We start from the raw sequence: 19,448 nt of genomic DNA, 5'->3' as shown, positions 1-19,448 counted from the left end.
GTCAGTCCCTCAGCTTTCGACCGGTCAGTTTGAGGAAGACGTCTTCCAGGTTGGGGGAGTGGATGATCACGTCGTTGAGATCCACCGACCGGTCCATGAGGGTCTTGAGGCAGGCGTTGATCTCCTCGGTTTCGACGATGACGTTCTCGCCCGCGGCACGCCATTGAAGGCCGAGCCGGTCCGGGGAAGAGGGGAGAACACCCCTGGGCAGCACCACCGTGGTGCCGCGGCAGTGGCGTCGGATCAGCGCGTCCGGGGCTCCCTGGGCAATGATCCTGCCGTGGTCCATGATGGCGACCTCGTCGCAGAGGTGCTGGGCCTCCTCCATGTAGTGGGTGGTGAGGACCACGGTTTTGCCCCGCGCCTTGATGTCGAGAACGATGTCCCAGAGATTCCGCCGGGCCTGGGGGTCCAGTCCGGTGGAAGGTTCGTCGAGGAAGACCAGTTTCGGGTCGTTGACCAGGGCCAGGGCCAGCAGCATCCGTTGTTTCTGGCCCCCGGATATCCGGTCGGCGTATTGCTCGAGGATATCCTCGAGCCGGCAGAGGGCCGACAGTTCGTCGATGCCGGAACGGATATCGTAAAAGGCCTGAAACGTGGCGAGCATTTCGCGCACCGTCAGGAAGTCCAGGAGCGTCGTGTGCTGGAACTGAACGCCGATCTCCCGCTTGAAAGCCGGCGTTCGGGGGCGGCCGCGATAGAGGATCTCTCCGGCCGTCAGGGGGAGGATATCCTCGATCACCTCGATGGTGGTGGTTTTTCCGGCGCCGTTGGGCCCCAAGAGTCCGAAGCAGATCCCGGGCGGAATGGCGAAACTGATCCCGTCGACGGCCCTGGTATCGCCGTAGGCCTTGACAAGCCCCCGGACCTCGAGAACGGCCTTCACGGCCGAAGCGGTTTCCATTGCGGCAGGCTACTTCGGAGCGGGAAGGGCTTCCGCCAGGGCCCGACCGGTTCGATATGCCTCTTCCAGGTACTCGGGGTGTTCCAGGACGTCCCCTTCGAAGTCGAGACCCCGGTAAAGCAGCGATCGCCAGAGGTCCATGTCCAGGACGTCGAAAAAGTAGCGTACGGTGAGGAGGGCCCCCTCGAAGAGCCTTTTCCCCCGGGTCGCCCCCACGGCGATGAAGAGCCCCTTGCGGGTGGGGGGCCGTTTTCCGAAGGCGGCCTTGTCGATCCAGTATTTCTTGACCCAGCAGGACTGGCAGCGGTCCATCAGAATCTTGGTGTGGGCGCTCACGGTGTAGAAAAAGATCGGGGAGGCGATCATCATGCCTTCGGCGGAGAGGATGTCGTCATGGACCGTCTGAAAGTCGTCCCGGATGGCGCACCGACCGTTCTCCCTGCATTTGTAGATTTCAAGGCAGGGCGACATCCTGAGGTCCCGCAATACGAATTCCCGGACCTCGGCGCCGGCGTCCCGGGCGCCCCTGACGGCCGCTTTCAGCAGGGTCGCGGTGTTCCCGTTTCGTCTCGGGCTGCCGTAAACGGCGACAATCTTGGGCATGTTTCGACTCCTTCACGGCGGGGACCGGCGACGGCGCCCCGCTTCAGGGTTTGGATATCAGGGTGCGATAGGCCTCGTGGATTTCTTTGAACCGCTTTTCGGCCGTTTTCTGGAAATCCTCCCCCAGGTGGGCGAACTTGTCGGGGTGGTATTTGGCCGCCAGGGTCCGATAGGCTTTTTTGACAGCCTCGGGTGAAGCGCCCCGGTCGATGCCCAGGATCTCATAGGGGTCCTTCGGGGCGTCCCCGGTCGGCGGCCTCTGGTCGGTCCCTCCCCGCTCGTCGCGGCCGCCCCGGAAGGTCCGGGAGCGATCCCGACGGGGGTCGGCATCTTCCGAAGCGGGTGTTTCCGTTGCGCCGGGGCGCAGGAAGAGATACCAGAAGAGGAGGACCCACAGGGCAACATCGTCCAGAAATCCCACAAACGGCATGTCGGGGATGATATCTACGGGCCACAGGGTGTAGATCAGGCCGATGATGATGCCGATGAGCTTCATGGGGCGATGACGGCTGCGAAGTCGCGCCGGAGGGTCTCGTAGAGCAGCCTGCCGACGGCGAGGCCCATGTCGATGAAGCGCGGGCCGTAGACCTTCCCCGTTTCAGTGCGGAAGGTCCGCTTGATGTCGGCGATCCTTGCCATACCCTGGGGGTATCGACCGATGAAATCCTCGATCGGCACCCGCAGGTAGGATACCATGGTCCATACGGTGTCGGTAAAATTGTCGTACCCCCATCGGAACTTGTCGGCGTCGTAGAGACAGTCCGATATCATCCGGTCTTTCCCGCCCGGGATGGGCAGGTTTCGCTTGAAGGCTTCGTGGTTCAGGATGGCGCCGCAGACAGCGTCAATCTCCGACGACGTGAACAGCCCGCTTCCTTCCAGAAGCTTCCGGGCATGTATCGATCCCGTCAGGGCATGATCGGCATCCTTGCGTCGGATATCGTGGAGCAGCCCCGCCGATTGGGCCAGCCGAAGCCGCTTCCGGATGCACCGGAGGGAGAGGCCGATGCGCCGGCTCTCGATGATCGCGAGGGCTCCGGCATCCAGGCTCACCTTGTCGGCGTGGGGCAGTCCGTGTCCCAGATCGTCCTCCAGTTCCCGGACGGCGATGCGTCGTATGGCGCAAACGGTTGGATCCAGTTCGAAAAAACGCTGGGAAAAAGCGAACTCCAGGGGAAAATCGACGTAAAATTCCGGGACGGGGAATCGGGCCGCGATCCGTCTGGCGCAGCGCCGAATGTCGGTGTAGGGCACGCCGATATCTTTCGAGGGGTGCAATGTCACATCGGTCTGAACACCGGCGGGGCGGCGGGGCCGCCCTGCCGGGATCGAGGACTTCTCAATCGGGTAACGGGAAGGGGTTATGCCTTGTCGAGGGAGAGAAGATCGGTGCAGACCTTCCATTTGCCGTCCTCTCTGACAAGGTCGAAGGTGAGGTCCACCGGATGGACGTCTTCCCTGGAGAAGAAGGTCCTCAGGCCGGACTTGCGCTCGGCCGTCAGGCGGACCCTGGCCTTGTCGAAGGATTCCTCGAGGATTTCGGTCTCCACATGATAGAGATCGTTCTTGACGTACATTCCCAGGTCGTATCCCCGGGCCTCGGCCTTCCGGGCGGCATCGTATATGTACTGATCGACGACGTTCACCTCGTCGACCACCCGGCTGCTTTCACAGAGTCGTTCCCCCAGCCCCGTCTTGTCGAATCCGTAGTAGGCTTCCGCGAAGGCTACGGCCGCCTTGTTCGGCGTTTCTTGCATGTCCGCGAAGACGAACAACACCTGGACCAGGATGCCCAACAGGATGACCAGCGTCAAGGGTATGATCTTGGGTAAGCCTTTGCTGCTCTGCGCCATTTCTACGTTCTCCTTTCAAAACAGGAATGCATCAATTCTTCATGTGGTTTTATCCGGAAAAGAAAAATCGATTTCCGATACCACGGCGGAGAAAAATATACAAGGAGAAAAACGGGTTCCGTCTCCAGAGGGGGCGTCCGGAGACGGGATGCCGCCCCGTCTCCGACAAAAAATTATCCGGGACCGCCCGGACGTCCTTCGTTGCGGCGGGAGTGATCAGGACAGGTTTCGCACCTCAAAGGGCCATCCGATGATGCCGCCCTCGATGAACCGGACCCGGTCGAACCCCGCGGCGTTGAGGATCAGCTGGGCTTCGTATCCCCGCATGCTCACCTTGCAGAAGGCGAGGATGTCCCGGTCGCGGGGCAGTTCCGCCGATTTTTCCCTGAGGGCCCCCAGGGGGATGTGGACGACGTCGTAGGGGAGCTGCACTGTTGCGAATTCCTGGGGTGTGCGGACATCGAGAAGCAGGGCGTCGCCCCGGTCGATGATCGCCTTGGCCTCAAAGGCCGAGATTCCCCTGGCCAGGCCGTCCAGTTTGTTGGTGAGCACGTGGGCGCAGGTGGCCAGGGGATCGATGGGCGGACTGTAGGGCGGGGCGTAGCCGAAATCGACGTCGCTCACGTCGTCGAGGGTGCCGCCCAGGAGAATGACCGCGGCTGATACGTCGATCCGTTTGGCCCCGTTGCCCATGCCGGCCACCTGGACCCCCAGCAGCTTACGATCCCGTTTGGAGGCGATCATCTTGATGATGAAGGGGCCGCTGCCGGGCATGTAGTGGGGCATGTCCGGGCCCGACCAGGTGACGGTCTCGATCTCCATGTTCAGGTTGCGGGCCTGCTGCTCGCTGAGACCGGTCCGACCAAGGGTGAAATCGAAGGCGCGGACGATGCCGGTGCAGGTGATGCCGGAAAAGGGCGTGGCCTTTCCGGCGATGTGGTTGGCGATGATCCGGCCGTGCTTGTTGGCCGTGGAGCCCAGGGCCACGAAGAGACGGCTTCCGGCGATCTTCCCGGCATACCGGTTGACCACGCAGTCGCCCCCCGCGTAGATATTCGGATCGCTGGTCTGGCAGTATTCATTGATGATGATGCCCCCCCGGGCCATGCAGTCGAGGTCGGCGGCCCGGGCCAGACGGTCGTTGGGGCGGGTGCCCACGGCGATGACCACGAGATCGGCGTCGATCTTCTGCCGGTCGGTCTTGACGGCGGCGGCCCGGGTGTCCCCTTCGATGGCGGTGACCCGTTCGCCCAGTACCAGTTTGACGCCTTTGGCCCGGAGATGCTTGGCCGCGAAGGTCGCCACATCCTTGTCCAGGATGCCGGGCATGATCTGATCCACCATCTCCACCACCGTGACGTCGAGGCCCCGGTGCTTGAGGGCTTCGGCCATCTCGATGCCGATGAAGCCCGCACCCACCATCACCGCTTTTTTCAGCCCCTGGGCCTGGATCTCCTCCACCAAAGTGCGGGCGTCGTCGGGATGGGTCATGAACCAGACGTTTTTGAGGTCCACTCCGGGAATCGGCGGCCTGAACGGATAGCCGCCGGTGGCGATCACCAGCTTGTCATAGGGCAGATCGGCCTCCTCACCCGAATCCAGGTTGCGGACCCGGACCTGCCTGTTCTTCCGATCGATGGCAAGGGCTTCGGTGCGGGTTCTCACCGAGAATCCCTTGACCTTGTCGAAGAAGACCGGGGTCCGGGCCACGCCGACAGGGGTCTCCATGAGGGTGTTGATGTCGTCGAAGAGGCCCTCCACATAGTAGGGCAGGCCGCAGGCCCCGTAGGAGACGATTCGGTCCTTGTCGATGAGGGTTACGCGGGCTTCAGGCATGATTCGTTTCAGCCGGGCGGCGGTCTTGGGGCCGGCGGCGACGCCGCCGATCACAACGACGTTTAACGGTGATGTCATCTGATGGGTCCTTTCTGGCTTGGGGTTGGGTGTTCAACAGGGGGCGTCCGCTCCGGAACGGCGGTCTTGGACACCCGAATCCGGCAGCGGGCGGCCGCGCCTTCGCCGCCGGCGTCGTCGATGCCCAGACGACGGGTTTCCGGAGGCAGGATCCGAAGGAGATCGGAACGGGTTTCGGGATCGCACTCCCGGATTTCAAGGGTATCGCCTGGCGCCATACCCTTGAAGACCCGGCTGATTTTCAGGAGGGTAAACGGGGAGAAGATCCCCTTGACATCGATGATGTAATCGGGCGGCCGTTCCATGACGCCTCTCTGTCTTTGAATTCATCGGATAATGGGTGATCCCCGGACCACGATGTCGTGAACGCGGTATGCAGTGGCGACATCCGGGGTTTCGCATTTCGACTGTAGAGCATAGCAATTTAAATGCCAGCATCGCGTATTTTTCATGGGGCGCTCCCGCATCCCCATTAGCCGAAAGGCACGGGCGATGTCGTTCCTTGACACTGGACGTTGGCGGCCGGATGTGTTAAATTCGTTAATGATCGATTTTTAACATTCGTTAAAGGTTAACAGGAGCGGTCGTGTTTGAAACGGAGATGAACAATTATTGGAAAACGGTCGTCGACACCATCCAGGACGGGGTCATGATCGTGGACAAGGACGGGACCATCGTTTCCGTCAATCGGGGGATGGTGCGGATGACCGGCTATGAAAAGGCGGAGATCGTGGGGAAGCCGTGTTCGTTTCTGAACTGCGACACCTGTGAAATCGCCCGGGAAAGAAAGGGGGATCACTGGTGCGTGCTCTTCAGAACCGGTGCCATGAACATGCGGCGCTGCACCTTCAGCCGAAAGGACGGCCGGCCGGTTCATGTGCTCAAAAACGCCTCTCTGCTCCGGGACCGCGACGGCGTGGTTCTGGGGGCGGTGGAGACCATGACCGACGTCTCGGAGCTTGTCGAAAAGGATACCCAGATAGAAGCCTTCCGCCGGGAACTCCGTCAGGAGGACGGGTTTCACGGGATCCTGGGGACCTCGGCCCCCATGCAGCGGGTCTTCGATCTCATCGCCAATGCGGCCCGCTCCGAGGCGCCGGTGATCATCCTCGGCGAGAGCGGCACCGGAAAGGAGCTCGCCGCCAAGGCCATCCACGACATCCGGGGAGACGACAGGCGCCCCTTTGTGAAGGTCAACTGTGCCTCACTCAACCCCGCCCTTCTGGAGAGCGAGCTGTTCGGGCACGTCAAGGGCGCCTTCACGGGCGCCTACCGGAGTCGGGAGGGGCGGTTCGCGGCGGCGGGGGGCGGAGATATCTTCCTCGACGAGATCGGCGACATCCCCCTCTCGGTTCAGGTCAAGCTGCTTCGGGTGCTCGAGGAGAAGGTGGTGGAGCGGGTGGGCGACCATACCCCCATTCCCATCAACGTCCGCATTCTGTCGGCCACCAACCGGAATCTCACGGAGATGGTTCGGGAAGGCGCGTTCCGGGAGGACCTCTTCTACCGCATCAACGTGATTCCCATTCACATCCCGCCGTTGCGCGAGCGGCCGGGCGACATTTCCCTCCTGGCCGATCATTTCTTCCGGCGGATCCGGCTCAAGAGCGGGAAAAAGATCGAAGGCATATCCCGGGAGGCCATGCGGCTGTTGGCGGCATATCCCTGGCCGGGCAACGTGAGGGAGATGAAAAGCGCCTTCGAGTTCGCCTTTGTCTCCTGCCGGGACGATGTGATCCTGCCCCGGCACTTTCCGCCCGCCCTTTTCGGGGGCGGCACCTCCCCTGCTCCGGGGCCTCCGGAAGCGGCGCCCCATCCCCTTGAGGAAGCGCAGGCAAAACGGCGTCGGCTCGTCCAGGCCCTGGAGGCGGCCGATGGGAACCAATCCGAGGCCGCCCGGATTCTGGGCGTTTCCCGGGTCACCGTGTGGCACTGGATGAAGCGCTACCAGATTCGCTTCGAGCGAAAGATCAAATGACGGGATCGGGCTTGTCCCTGCCGGGTCGAAGAGCGCCGTGCCGGATCCGTTCGGCGGTGAGCCGGCCCTCGATGTAGAGGGCCAGGGCCCGGACCGCCCGATCCGAGGATCGAAAGACGGCCATGCCCTTTTCCACGAGGGCATCCACCAGCGGGTCATAGAGGCGTCCGGCATCCACCACCCCCACCACCGGCTTGTCCAGGGCGTCCACCTGCCGGGGCAGTTCAAAGGCGATGCTCCCGGGAGCGTCGAAATTGTACCGGCCGCTTTCGCAGGTGGCGAGGGTCCGCATGGCCGGCGACAGGGGGTCGAGGCCCACGACCACCGCATCCACGTTCGGATCCTCGGCCAGATGCCGGACCGCCAGGATGTGGGCCTCGTCGTCGGCGCCTGGGTTGATGTCCATAGGGTTGCCCACCTCCACCAGCCGGTCGAGACCCTTTGCCGTAAGAAGGGCGGCCATCCTGTCCACGGTGACCGGGGTGAAGCGCGCCAGCGTCATGGCGTAGTCGTCCGACTGGATGTTGTCGGCCATGCCCACGGCCTCGAAGCCGGCGCCGCTCAGGGCCGCCAGACGGTTGCCGTTGATGCGTTTTCCGTGAAGGCGCTGGGCGAGCATCAGGAGATCCTCGAACTGGGGAAAGGTCTGAGCCGGGATGCCTCCTGCCTGGCGGATGCAGGATTCGCAGACCATGTAGTCCCCGGCCAGAGACGCGGTGTGGCCCGACGTGGCGGATTTGCCCTCGGGCGTGCGGCCGGCCTTGTAGAGGATGACGTCCTTGCCCGACGCCACCGCCTCCCGCAGCGCCCGGGTGAAGTCGAGGCCGTCCAGGTCCTTGAAGCCCTCGGCATAGACGGCGATGACGTCGATGTCGGGGTCGGTTTTGAGATAGTGCATCATGTCTCCCAGGGTCAGATCGTTCTGGTTGCCCACGGAGATCATGTAGGCGGGATCCAGCTCCGGCCGCTTGCTGAGCCGCGTGATCATGAAGGCGCCGCTCTGGCTCACGAAGGCGGCGTTGCGCTTCCGGACCTCCCACCGCCTTGAAAGCTTCGCGTCGGGGATGAAGAGCGTGTCGTAGCGGCCGGGGTGGGAGACGACCCCCAGGCAGTTGCCCCCCAGGAAGATCGGTCCGCCTGAAGGCGATCGATGGGCGCGTTGGACGGCTGCCGTCACCTGCTCGGCCCGCTGAACGCTCTCCCGGGTCTCTCCCAGCCCCCCCGGGATGAGCATGACCGTGTGGGCCGCATCCCTTTCGATGATCAAGTCCACCAGGTCCGGCACCTGATCGGATCCCACGGCGATGACCAGAAGATCCGGCTTCACGTCCAGTGCCCCGATGTCGGGAACGCACCGGACCCCCTCCAGAACCGTGATCCCCGGCCGGATGATACGGATCCGGTCGGCGGGAAACCCGGCGGCCAGGATATTGTTCAGGATGATCCGTCCGAAGTTGACCCGGGAGGCCGACACCCCGATGAGGGCGATGATCCCGGGGCGGAGCAGACGGCGGATCTTCCAGTAGGGCCTTGGCACGGAGCGGGTCCCGGGTCGGGAGAATCGGCACAGCCCGTCCAGGGGCACCATGAGATAATCGGTAAAGGCGAAGGGGTTGATTTCCAGCGTGTCGATGACGTAGGGGGCCGTCGGGTTGACCGGGGAATAGTGGTTGGCCATGGCGATGAAGGCGGCGAAACACTCGACGAGCTGTTCGTCGGTGACGATGCGCCGCTGTCCCCGGGTCAGCCCGGCCAGTTTCCGGTAGCTGATGGTGCCTCGGAACAGATCGAAAAAGGCCTCGCCGTCGGTCAGGGCCGTTGCCGCGGCCACGACGGCCTGCCCTTTCCGGAAACGCTCGGCGTAAAGCTCGGTGTCGGTGCCGCCCAGTCCGGCGCTGATGATCATACCGAATTCGCGGGTGAACCGGATGCCCACGATCATCTCATTGCCGAAGGCCTCCGAGTCCGGCGGCATGAACCGCGCCATCAACACGCCCTTGATATCCCGGGAGACGGCCTGCCGGAGCCGCTCCCCCTCGAGGCCGAGATAGTCCGCGACGGCAAGGGTCGGATTTCGCTCCATCACGGCGGCATAGGCCTCGGGGACTTCGGACATCATGCGGCGCCATGCCGACCGGACCTTTTCGGGGGTGTTGGGTACGATCCTCACCCCGCCTACGTCGCTTTTGTGGACGATGGCGGGGGAGACGATCTTGAGCACCACCCGATCCCCCGGCAGGGCCGTGAGATCCGCATCCGAGGGCCGCGATCCCTTCGGCAGGAGGCGGGTCGCAGGCGGCGTCTCGGCGCCGGATGCGCGGAGGAGATCGTAGACCTCGTATTCGAACAGGAAATATCGTCCCGCCGCTTCGGCGGCGGCAAACAGCCGGGTAATCGCCTCGAAATCGATGGGCGGGGTTTTTGTATTTTCAGGGGGCGGTGTCGACAGGCTCATGGGGGTTCTCTCCATCTTCTTCCGGACGGATGCTGTTGTCGGCGGCGTTTTTCAGGGCATGACGGCATTGGGCGGCGTAGTCGGCGGCGGCCTTGCTGTGGGGGAATTTCTCCAGAACGGCGAGGGCCTGATTGTACCGGCCCATGTTCATGTGGCCGACGGCCGCGGCGAGATTCAACGACTCGCTTCCCGGGAAATGCCGGATGCCTTCCTCGAGGATCCGGATCGATGCTGAAAACCGCTGCCTGCGCTGGTGCAGAATGCCGAGGCCCAAAAAGGCCCGATGGTCCGGGTGATAGCCGAGTGCCCTGGCATAGAGCCGTTCCGCCGTCGCCGGGGCCTCCGGATGGTCGGCGTAATCCCCGTGGGAGAAGGTCATGGCCAGCCGGGAGAGAAAATCGGCGTGACAGGGATAGAGGGCCGGGTCGTCCTTGAGTGCCGCGGCGTCGGCGAAGCCGGGAAGGTGTGCGCGGAAATGATCCCTGAGGGACCGGCCGAAGGCGAGGATCAGTGCCTCGGGAAGGTCCGGATCCCGGGTGTAGTAAGGAATGTCCTCGATACGCCGACCCCAGATGTCGTCGGTAATGCCGTCGCGCTGCCGGATCTCGTCGTAGAGGGCGGTGCCGGGCAGGATGTCGAGGATGTAGAAAACGGCGGCCAGGGGTTTGATCTCCCGGATCAGGGCCTGAGTCTCCTCCAGGGTTTCCCACGTCTCTCCGGGGCAGCCGTAGATGAAATAGGCCCGGGCCAGGATGCCGAAGGCCGTGGTCAGGGCAAAGGCCCGTTGGATCTGCTCTCGGGTGATGTTTTTTCCGAGCCGTTTCCGAATCCGCTCCGAGCCGCTCTCCACGCCGTAGCTGATCTGAACGCACCCGGCGCGCCGCATCCACCGGAGCACCTCCTCGTCCACGGCATCCACCCGCGAGATGGCGGCCCAGGAGATCCGGAGCCCCCGCCGGAGAATCTCCCGGCAGACGGCGATGACCCGGTCCTTTTTCAGGGTGAAGGTGTCATCGGAGACGTAAAAGAAACCGACGCCCCGGGCATGGAGCAGGGACATCTGATCCACGAAGTAGTCGGCCGAGTGAAACCGGACCTTTCGGTCCCACAGCCGCGGCGAGGCGCAGAAGGTGCATCGGCCGGGGCACCCCCGGGTCAGGGAGAGATGCTGATAGGTGAAATGACGGGCGGGATTCGGCAGACGATCGAGGTCGGGGATGGGCGGCGCGGCTTCATTGAGGACGGGGGTTCCCCTTCGCCGGAAGGCAACGCCCGGGATGTGGCCGACGATTTCCGCAAGGCTCTTTTTCCCCGGGCGATTCCCCGTCGCCGCCAGGGCCTTTACGAGTTCCAGGAAGGGGAATTCCCCCTCGCCCGCCACCGCCAGGTCGATCTCCGCAAAACGGCCGAGGAGATGCTGCCACAGGAACGTGGCGGCCACGCCGCCCACGACGGTGGTCACCCCGGGATCGAGGGCCTTGGCGATCCCGGCGATTTCGACGGCACCCCACCGGTTGGCGTTGAGGACCGAAAATCCGATCACCCGGGGAGCCTTTTCCCGAAGAATCTCCCGGATCCGTTCCGGTTCGCCGGCCATCCCGTGGCAACTGAGGATCTCCGCATCGTAGCCGTTCTCACGGAGGAGGGCGCCGATGTAATAGAGTCCCATGGGCACGGCGCTGACGTCTGTTTCATCGCGGCGGCGTTCGAGGCAATATGGATATATAAGCAGTATCTTCAAGTTGTTGGCTTTGCACTCCGTTGACTTTTCCGGTTGAACACCTTAAATTGTATGACAAAAGACCGAATGCAACCCCGGCGGGTAGGCGAGGCCCCGGAGCGGCCTCGCCGTCGTCCGGAAGACGTCAAACAGCACGGGCGGGTCTATCTGATAGACCCGCCCGTGTCGTTGGTTCGATGTGTTCAAAAGATCCGTCCCTGGGCCGGAAACCCCGCGCCGGCGCCGCAGATCCTGTGCCGCCGTCCTTATCCGGCCGTCACGGCGATCTTCCGGGGGGTCGCTTTGGCCACCTTGGGGAGGCTGACCGTGAGGACGCCGTCCGCCAGTTTGGCGTCGATCCTCGCCTGGTCGATGACCTCCGACAGCGTGAACTGGCGGAAATAGGTGCCGGTGTCGTATTCCCGCATCACGCTCCGTTCGCCTTCACCATCCGGGGACCGGATCTTTCCCGAGAGGGTCAGGACGCTCTCCCGGAGGTCGATCTCCATATCGTCGGGGTGCACCCCGGGGATGTCGGCGATGACGGTGATGGCCGTGTCGGTTTCAAAGATGTCCACCGCCGGAGAAAAGATTCTGCCCGATTGGGTGGGTTCCATGGTCGCTTCCGCCTGCTGTTTTTGCTTCACTTGGATGTCTGACATGGTAAGCCTCCAGGGTTGCGTCATCAGCTGACCTTGATCTGTCTCGGTTTGGCCGACGCGGCTTTGGGCAACATGATGCTCAGGACGCCGTCGGCGATTCCGGCCTTGACCTTCTCCGGATCCACCCGGTCGGGAAGCTCGATCATGCGACTGAATTTTCCGGCTTCCCGCTCCCGGCGATGCCATTTTGCCGATGCACCGGCATCGGGGATCTTCCGCTCACCGGAGAGGGAGAGATGATTGTCGGTGATGGACAGATCGAGATCATCGGCCTTGATGCCGGGCAGTTCCGCACGAATCCAGAAGTGATCCTTGTCCTCGGTCACATTGATGAGCGGGTAGACGCCGGCGTCGGGCCGCGACTCCGGTTCGCCGCTCAGGGCGCGGGCCAGGTGCGCCAACCGCCCGCGCATCTCGTCGAGTTCATCATAGGGGCTTTTCCATCGAAACGCCGGTGTGGTGAACATTCTCCTGATGATCATGGATATCCCTCCTTGGGTAATGAGATTCAGACGGCCCCAACATCAAGCCGGTGACACAGCTGCCGATGTTTTGTATAACCTTTTGGATTTAAAGGCTTAGAACTTATTTCGCACAAATATAACCATCTCTTCCCGGAGGTCAAGGGCACCCTGTCGGCGATTTTCAGGGGCGGGCTTCCGCCGGTTCCGGCGGCCACATCCCCTTTTCCTCGAGGACGGCTTTGAGCACCTTGAGGGCCGTGTTGACGGCCGGAACGCCGCCGTAGACCGCAGTCTGAAAGATGGTCTCGGCGATGTCTTCAGGGGGGCAGCCCACGTTGAGGGCGGCCTGGATATGGAGCTTCAGCTCCTCCGGCCGAACGAGTACCGTGAGGGCTGCGACGGTGACGAGCTGCCGCACCGTGTGAGGGATTTTTTCCCGGGCATACATCTGGCCGGTGATAAAGAGGGAGAGATCCCGGGCCAGGTTCTTGTCGAAGGCCCGCCAGAGATCGTAGGGCCTTTCATCGGTCACTCCTTTGAAATAGAGGGCCGCCGTTTCCCGGGTTTTTTCCGGGACGGATTTGTCGGGTGGGTTCATATATCGTCTCCTTTCAGGCGTTTTCAGGTTCTCGGGGTTACCGGTTGGCCTTTCTGACCCCCAGCTGATCCAGGGCGATGATCATCTTGCAGATGTTGGCCGAGCCCTCCACCATGTAATAGGTGGGTGCGTCGCGGTAGAAGCGGGCGACGGGGTACTCGGTGGAGTAGCCGTAGGCCCCGAGGATGCGCATGGCGTAATTGGCGCACTTGCTCACGGCTTCGCCGGCGGCATACTTGGCCATGGCCACGTCGAGGCCGTTGTTGAGCCGGCCCTCGTCCTTTGCCGCGGCAGCCTTGTAGGCCAGAAGACGGGCCGCCTCCACCTCGACGGCCATCTGGGCGATCATGTCCTGGTTCATCTGGAAATCGCCGATGGGCTTGCCGAACTGGCGGCGCTCGTTGCAGTACTTGATGGCGGCGTCCAGGCAGGCCTGGGCGAGCCCAACGCCGCCGGCGGCGGCTGAAAGCCGGGTGTGGTTGAGGGATCCGAAGACGATCCTGGCGCCGTCGCCGGGCTTGCCGAGGATGTTCTCCTTGGGCACCTTGACGTTGTCGAGGAAGAGCTCGCCGGTGGGGGAGGCGTGGGATCCCAGCTTCTCCAGGTTGGAGGTCTTGATGCCGGGGAAGTTTCTGGGTTCGATGACGAAGGCCGAAAGCCCCCGGGAGCCCGCCGCCTTGTCGGTGTAGGCATAGTAGATCAGCACGTCGGCCTGGGCCGCGTTGGAGATCCAGGTCTTGGAGCCGTTGAGGAGCCAGTGGTCCCCCTTGTCCTCGGCCGTGGAGGACATGGCCATGACGTCGGAGCCGGCGTCGGGCTCGGTGATGCCGAAGCCGCCCAGGAATTCGGCGCTGGAGAGCTTGGGGACGTATTTCTTTTTGAGGGCCTCGCTCCCGTAGGTCAGGATGGTATAGGCGCACCCCAGCACCTCCATGTTGAGCTGGACCCGGAGTGCGGAGGAGCCCCTTGCGATCTCCTCGGTGACGATCATGGCCGCGAGCCATCCCTGGTCCATGCCTTCGCCGCCGTACTCCTCGGGAATCACCGTCCCGAAGAAGCCCAGCTCGCCCATGGGCCGGACGGCCTCCTCGTATGGGAAGTGATTCTCGTTGTCCCACTGGTCGGCGAAGGGGACGATCTTCTTGTTGACGAAGTTGCGGACCTCTTTCTGCAGCATCTGTAGTTCTTTGGATAAGTTGAAATCCATGTGTTCCTCCTGAAAAGTTTGATGGGATCAATGAATAGGCCGGGATGACATCGGGGCCCCTTTATCCCGAATACCCCATGTGTTTCGAAAAATCGCGGGTCGCCTTCAAAAGGGCCGCGATGCAGAATTTGCGGTGGATGGGATCGCGGTACCGGATCTCCGGCAGGGCCAGGCTGATGGCGGCCAGGAGCGATCCCCGGTAATCCAATACCGGCGCGCTCAGGGCGCCGAGGCCCGCTATCCGCTCCCCGAGGCTGGCGGCGTAGCCTTGACGCCGGATCCGGTCGAGCTCTTTTTTGAGGCCGACGGCGTCGGTGACGGTCTGGTCGGTCAGGGTTTCGAGTCCGGGCCTGCCGAGATAACGCTCGATGAACGCCGCCGAGGAAAAGGCGAGAAGGCATTTGGCCGACGCCCCGGCATGGAGCGGGGATCGGTTGCCGATGGGCATGATGGCCTTCAGCTCCTGGGGGGATTCCATGTGGTCGATGCAGACGCGGTCGGTTCCATCGATAACGTTGAGGTGGACCGTCTCCCGGGTGGCCTCGAGCAGCGCCTGCATGAAGGATCGCGCGGCGCGGGGGAGGGGCTGGTCCGATTCGAGGACGGCGATGAACCGATAGTAGACGCTTCCCAGCCGATACTGTCGGGTCTGATCGTCCTGCTCCACGAACCCGTGAAGCTTCAGGGTCTGGAGGATGCGCTGGACCGTTGCCGGGCTGAAGCCCAGGCGCGCCGCCAGCTCCCGGACGCCCCAGACGGGATGGTCCGCCTGAAAGGCCTGGAGAATGGCGATGGCTTTCTCCACTGAATTGAGATTGGACGAATTTTGTTTCATAATACAAAACGATGTTTTATTTTTGATGGGCTGCTTATGACAGACCGGTGCGGAGTTGTCAAGGGGGATTTTGTCGATCTTGGGAAGGCGGGGAGGATGAAACGTCCGTGAGCGGCGTTCAGCCATAAAAAAAGCCCGCGCTTCAGAGCGTGCGGGCTTTCAGATCTGCGAACTGTCGGTATGTCTTCTACCGGTACTTCTCGATGGTCCGTTTAAATCCCGGCATGGCGCCCGTGATGGTCTTGTCGTCCACGCAGTAGGCGATCCGGAAGTGGCCGGGGCCGCCGAAGCCGCTGCCGGGAACCGCCAGGATCCGCTCCTCCTGGAGGGCCTGGACAAAGGCGACGTCGTCGGGGATGGGACTTTTCGGGAAAAGATAAAAGGCCCCCGGCGGCGTGATGAAGTCATAGCCGCATTCCGCAAGCCCCTTGCAGAGGAGCCGACGCTTCCGGTCATACTCTGAAACGTCCACGGTGACGCCCTGGAGCCGTGCCACGACCCGCTGCATCATGGAGGGGGCGTTGACGAATCCCAGGATCCGGTTGGTGAGGGCCAGGGCTGCCAGGAGATTCCTGCGGTCGTCCACGGCCGGGTTCACCGCGATATAACCCAGGCGCTCGCCGGGGATCGAGAGCTCCTTGGAGTAGGAGGTGGCCACGATGCTGTTGGGGGATGCCGTGAAGATGCCGGGCACCGTCGCCCCGTCATAGACGATGTTGCGGTAGGGTTCGTCCGAGACGAGGTAGATGGCCCGACCCATGGCCTCGCCCCGGTCCAGGAGCAGCCGGCCCAGGGCCGCCAGGCTCTCGGCGTCGTAGATCTGGCCGGTGGGGTTGTTGGGAGAGTTGATGAGGACGATCTTCGTCTTTTCCGTAACGGCCGCATCGATGGCGGCGAGATCCAGGGTGAAGTCCTCACGGGTCGGCACGGTTTTCAAAATGCCGCCGTGGTTGTCGGCGTATGCGTTGTACTCCACGAAATAGGGCGCCGGCACGAGGACCTCGTCCCCGGGATCCAGCAGGGCCTTGAAGACGGCGTTGAGGGCGCCGGCGGCACCGCACGTCATGATGACGTCGTCGGCGGTGATGGCCGCGCCCTGCACCCTCCCCACATGGTCGGCCACCGCCTGGCGGACAAAGGGGTATCCCGTGTTGGGCATGTAGCCGTGGTCCCTGGCCTCACCCGAGTCGACAAGCTCCCGAAGGGTCTTTTCGAAGATCTCGGGGGGCGGGACGTTGGGGTTTCCCAGGCTGAAATCATACACGTTTTCCGCCCCGTGGAGGGCCTTGAGCCGTGCCCCCTCCTCGAACATCTTCCGGATCCATGAGGATTTTTCGATCACTGCCTGGATCTTCACTGCAATGGGCATTCATCTCCTCCGGGTTAGGCGGGTTCGACGGCTTTGACTTCCGGGATCTCCTGCTTGAGAACCCGTTCGATGCCGTTTCTGAGGGTCATCTGGGACATGGGGCAGCCGGCGCAGGCGCCCTTGAGGCGGACCCTGACGATGCCGTTGGCCAGGACCTCCACCAGCTCGACGTCGCCGCCGTCCCGTTGGAGGGCGGGCCGGATTTTCTTCAATACCGCTTCGACTTTTTCCTTCATGGGTGCTCCTTCTCTGTGTAGGGGTTGAACGGAACGCGTCGCGCTCCGGATGCGACAAACGGCGCAACGACGCCGGGTGGCCGGCGTCGGCATCCCGTGAATGCGCGTTCCCTGGGTTGCGTCTCTTAACATAAGGCTCAAATGGGGTTTGTCATGCCGCGCCCCCGGGCTCACGGTCGGCGTAAAAGCGCTTCCGAAACGCCTCGAACCGCCCCTCGGCAATGGCCGACCGCATCCGGGCCGTCAGGTCGAGGTAATAATGGAGGTTGTGGAGGGTGTTGAGCCGGTAGGCCAGCAGTTCCCGGGACTGATAGAGGTGCCGGAGGTATGCCCGGGAGTAGTTCCGGCAGGTGTAGCAGGCGCACTCGGAGTCGACGGGGGCCGTGTCGGTCCGGTGGCGGCTGTTGGCGATGTTGAGGGTGCCCCGGCGGGTGAAGAGCTGCCCGTTCCTGGCGTTCCGGGTCGGCATGACGCAGTCGAACATGTCGGCGCCCCGGGCCGTCAGCTCCACCAGATCCTCGGGGGTGCCCACCCCCATGATGTACTTGGGACGGTCGCCGGGCAAAAGCGGCAGCGCGGCTTCGGCGACGTCGTACATCATCTGGTTGGGCTCCCCCACGCTGAGGCCCCCCAGGGCGTATCCGCTGAAATCCATGGCCGTTAGGGCCTCGGCCGACATGCGCCGGAGATCGTCGTACATGCCGCCCTGGACGATGCCGAAAAGGGCGTTCTTTTCGCCGCTTTGCTCCCGCCAGGTTTTTCGGCACCGCCCGGCCCACTGCGTGGTGATCTCGAGGGCCGCGAGGGCGGCCGCCCGTTCGGCGGGGTAGGCGATGCACTGGTCGAGACACATGATGACGTCCGAGTCGAGGCTGATCTGAATCTCGATGGACTTCTCGGGCGTGAGGAGGTGCCGGGAGCCGTCGATGTGGGACTGGAAGCTTGCTCCCGCCTCGGTGATCCTGGTGAGCCTGGCCAGGGAGAAGACCTGGAACCCGCCGCTGTCGGTGAGAATGGGGCCGTCCCAGTTCATGAACCGGTGGAGGCCCGAGAACCGATCGATGACGTCGCATCCCGGCCGGAGATAGAGGTGGTAGGTGTTGCCCAGAATGATCTGTGCCCCGGCGGCCGTGAGGTCCTCGGGGGTCAGGCTCTTCACCGTCCCCAGGGTGCCCACGGGCATGAAGACGGGGGTCTCGACCGTGCCGTGAACCAGCGAGAGCCTCCCGGTGCGGGCCCGGGTCGTCGTGCAGCGTGCAGTGACCTGAAACGGATGGGGCATTTTTCTCCTTTCACCCGATCAACATCGCATCCCCGTAACTGAAGAAACGATATCCCCGGGCCACGGCCTCCCGATAGGCCGAGAGCACGTTCTCCCGGCCGGCAAAGGCCGACACCAGCATGATCAGGGTCGACTCCGGGAGGTGGAAGTTGGTGATCACGGCGTCGACGGCCCTGAACCGGTACCCGGGATAAATGAACAGGTCGCAGTGGCCGCTTCCCGGTGCGATCCGGCCGTCCGGACCGGCGGCGTATTCGAGGGTTCTCACCGAGGTGGTGCCCACGGCCACCACGCGCCGCCCCTCGGACCGGGCGAGGTTGACGGCCTCGGCGGTCTTCTCGGGGATGGTGAATGCTTCGTGGTGCATCCGGTGCTCCCGGATGTCGTCGACCCGGACGGGAACGAAGGTGCCGTACCCCACGTGGAGGGTGACGGCGGCCACCGTCACGCCCCGCTCCCGGATGCGGGCCAGAAGCTCCGGCGTGAAATGGAGGCCGGCGGTGGGTGCGGCCACGGCGCCTTTCCGGGCCGCGTAGACGGTCTGGTAATGCGTTCGGTCGTCAGGGGTTCCCCCGCCTTCGGCAGCCGTCCCCGGCTCTCCGTCTCCGTTTCGCCGGATATAGGGCGGCAGGGGCATCCGTCCGATCCGGTAGAGTATCGACTCAAAAGGCTCCGGGCTCGAAAATCGCAGGGTGTGGACGGCCTCCCGGCTGTCCACCACCTCCGCGGTGAGCCCCTGGTCAAAGAAGATGCGGGTGCCCGGTTTCGGCCGCTTGGCGGCCTTGAGCATGCAATTGCGGGTCACCTCCCGGGCGTGGGCGGCCCTGCCGTCGTGAGGGTCGAGGATCAGGATCTCCACCTTCCCGCCGCTGGCCTTCCGGCCGTAGAGCCTGGCCGGTACGACCTCGGTGTCGTTGATCACGAGAAGGTCCGAAGGATCGAGAAGCGCGGGGAGGTCCGCGAAGACGCGATGGGCGATCCGGCCGTCCCCCCGGTTCAGGCAGAGGAGGCGAGATGCGTCCCGGCGTGCCGAAGGCGACTGGGCGATGAGATCCTGGGGCAGGTCGTAACGGTAGTCCTTGAGCCGGTACATTCTAGTCGAACATCCTCCCCGCCCAGACCGTCAAAAGTCCCGCGAGCATCATGATAAGGCCCAGCCCCCGCAGGGTTCGGGGCGGGAGTTCCAGGATTCTTTCCAGCCAGGATTTCATCCGGTTCGGAAAGGCGGCATAGGGAAACCCCTCTATGAACATGACCATGCCGACGACGCACAGAAAAAATTCCATCGGTCTGTTTTCCTCACTGCTGAAGATATCCCGGCACCGTTCAGGCCGGCCCTGACAATGGGCCCGGCTGTCGTGCCGTCAA

At 63.3% G+C, this 19,448-nt stretch carries 20 protein-coding genes; 1 reads left to right on the top strand and 19 read right to left on the bottom strand.

All coding sequences use genetic code 11. From position 1 onward, the window contains the following. Position 1: 1 nt before the first annotated feature. The 7 genes from dmul_RS17240 to dmul_RS17205 form a co-directional block, all read right to left on the bottom strand. On the bottom strand, positions 2–904 hold the full coding sequence (locus dmul_RS17240; protein WP_020877459.1) for an ABC transporter ATP-binding protein: 903 nt from the start codon (positions 902–904) through the stop codon (positions 2–4). A 9-nt stretch (positions 905–913) separates the two neighbouring features. After that, positions 914–1,507, bottom strand: coding sequence for a flavodoxin family protein (locus tag dmul_RS17235; protein ID WP_020877458.1), 594 nt, complete (start codon positions 1,505–1,507; stop codon positions 914–916). 43 nt (positions 1,508–1,550) lie between these two features. Continuing rightward, entirely contained in the window at positions 1,551–2,003 is a 453-nt protein-coding gene (locus tag dmul_RS17230) for a DnaJ domain-containing protein (RefSeq protein WP_020877457.1), read from the bottom strand. Beyond that, positions 2,000–2,791: an HD domain-containing protein gene (locus dmul_RS17225; protein ID WP_144016438.1), complete on the bottom strand. Its 792-nt coding sequence runs from the start codon at positions 2,789–2,791 to the stop codon at positions 2,000–2,002. The genes dmul_RS17230 and dmul_RS17225 overlap by 4 nt, the downstream gene beginning before the upstream one ends. Positions 2,792–2,868: 77 nt before the next feature. Continuing rightward, positions 2,869–3,360 (bottom strand): nuclear transport factor 2 family protein, encoded by a 492-nt coding sequence (locus dmul_RS17220; protein ID WP_020877455.1) that lies wholly within the window; start codon positions 3,358–3,360, stop codon positions 2,869–2,871. 216 nt (positions 3,361–3,576) lie between these two features. Further along, positions 3,577–5,274 (bottom strand): FAD-dependent oxidoreductase, encoded by a 1,698-nt coding sequence (locus dmul_RS17210; protein WP_020877454.1) that lies wholly within the window; start codon positions 5,272–5,274, stop codon positions 3,577–3,579. Continuing rightward, on the bottom strand, positions 5,271–5,579 hold the full coding sequence (locus dmul_RS17205; RefSeq protein WP_020877453.1) for a sulfurtransferase TusA family protein: 309 nt from the start codon (positions 5,577–5,579) through the stop codon (positions 5,271–5,273). The genes dmul_RS17210 and dmul_RS17205 overlap by 4 nt, the downstream gene beginning before the upstream one ends. Before the next feature lie 281 nt (positions 5,580–5,860). Here dmul_RS17205 and dmul_RS17200 point away from each other — a divergent pair, with 281 nt between their 5' ends. Beyond that, positions 5,861–7,252, top strand: a complete 1,392-nt coding sequence (locus dmul_RS17200; protein ID WP_020877452.1) for a sigma-54 interaction domain-containing protein — start codon at positions 5,861–5,863, stop codon at positions 7,250–7,252. Here dmul_RS17200 and dmul_RS17195 read toward each other — a convergent pair. The 12 genes from dmul_RS17195 to dmul_RS17140 form a co-directional block, all read right to left on the bottom strand. Beyond that, positions 7,245–9,722 carry an acetate--CoA ligase family protein gene (locus tag dmul_RS17195; protein WP_234979123.1) on the bottom strand — a complete coding sequence of 826 codons (2,478 nt, stop codon included), beginning with the start codon at positions 9,720–9,722 and terminating at the stop codon, positions 7,245–7,247. The genes dmul_RS17200 and dmul_RS17195 overlap by 8 nt on opposite strands. Then, positions 9,682–11,448 (bottom strand): B12-binding domain-containing radical SAM protein, encoded by a 1,767-nt coding sequence (locus dmul_RS17190; RefSeq protein ID WP_020877450.1) that lies wholly within the window; start codon positions 11,446–11,448, stop codon positions 9,682–9,684. Before dmul_RS17190 ends, dmul_RS17195 begins: the two co-directional genes overlap by 41 nt. 245 nt (positions 11,449–11,693) lie before the next feature. Continuing rightward, positions 11,694–12,089, bottom strand: coding sequence for an Hsp20/alpha crystallin family protein (locus tag dmul_RS17185; protein WP_020877449.1), 396 nt, complete (start codon positions 12,087–12,089; stop codon positions 11,694–11,696). Between the two features lie 23 nt (positions 12,090–12,112). Then, a complete protein-coding gene (locus dmul_RS17180; RefSeq protein WP_020877448.1) occupies positions 12,113–12,571 on the bottom strand; it encodes an Hsp20/alpha crystallin family protein in 459 nt (152 codons plus the stop codon). A gap of 163 nt (positions 12,572–12,734) precedes the next feature. Then, entirely contained in the window at positions 12,735–13,151 is a 417-nt protein-coding gene (locus dmul_RS17175) for a carboxymuconolactone decarboxylase family protein (RefSeq protein ID WP_020877447.1), read from the bottom strand. Positions 13,152–13,188: 37 nt separating this feature from the next. Beyond that, on the bottom strand, positions 13,189–14,358 hold the full coding sequence (gene acd, locus dmul_RS17170) for a glutaryl-CoA dehydrogenase Acd (RefSeq protein WP_070962329.1): 1,170 nt from the start codon (positions 14,356–14,358) through the stop codon (positions 13,189–13,191). 61 nt (positions 14,359–14,419) lie between these two features. Beyond that, complete coding sequence (locus dmul_RS17165; protein ID WP_020875347.1) at positions 14,420–15,193, bottom strand: IclR family transcriptional regulator; 774 nt, start codon at positions 15,191–15,193, stop codon at positions 14,420–14,422. Between the two features lie 187 nt (positions 15,194–15,380). Next, positions 15,381–16,562 carry a pyridoxal phosphate-dependent aminotransferase gene (locus dmul_RS17160; protein ID WP_020875346.1) on the bottom strand — a complete coding sequence of 394 codons (1,182 nt, stop codon included), beginning with the start codon at positions 16,560–16,562 and terminating at the stop codon, positions 15,381–15,383. A gap of 14 nt (positions 16,563–16,576) precedes the next feature. Then, positions 16,577–16,798 carry a NifU family protein gene (locus dmul_RS17155; protein ID WP_020875345.1) on the bottom strand — a complete coding sequence of 74 codons (222 nt, stop codon included), beginning with the start codon at positions 16,796–16,798 and terminating at the stop codon, positions 16,577–16,579. Between the two features lie 151 nt (positions 16,799–16,949). Further along, positions 16,950–18,080, bottom strand: a complete 1,131-nt coding sequence (gene tgt, locus dmul_RS17150; protein WP_020875344.1) for a tRNA guanosine(34) transglycosylase Tgt — start codon at positions 18,078–18,080, stop codon at positions 16,950–16,952. Between the two features lie 10 nt (positions 18,081–18,090). Further along, a complete protein-coding gene (gene queA / locus dmul_RS17145; RefSeq protein ID WP_020875343.1) occupies positions 18,091–19,173 on the bottom strand; it encodes a tRNA preQ1(34) S-adenosylmethionine ribosyltransferase-isomerase QueA in 1,083 nt (360 codons plus the stop codon). A 1-nt stretch (position 19,174) separates the two neighbouring features. Next, complete coding sequence (locus dmul_RS17140) at positions 19,175–19,366, bottom strand: DUF2065 domain-containing protein (protein WP_020875342.1); 192 nt, start codon at positions 19,364–19,366, stop codon at positions 19,175–19,177. Positions 19,367–19,448 lie beyond the last annotated feature (82 nt).

It is taken from the genome of Desulfococcus multivorans, from assembly GCF_001854245.1.
Lineage (GTDB): Bacteria > Desulfobacterota > Desulfobacteria > Desulfobacterales > Desulfococcaceae > Desulfococcus > Desulfococcus multivorans.
The sequence above is the reverse complement of the archived record's forward strand: the minus strand, read 5'-3'. Positions and strand labels throughout refer to the sequence as shown.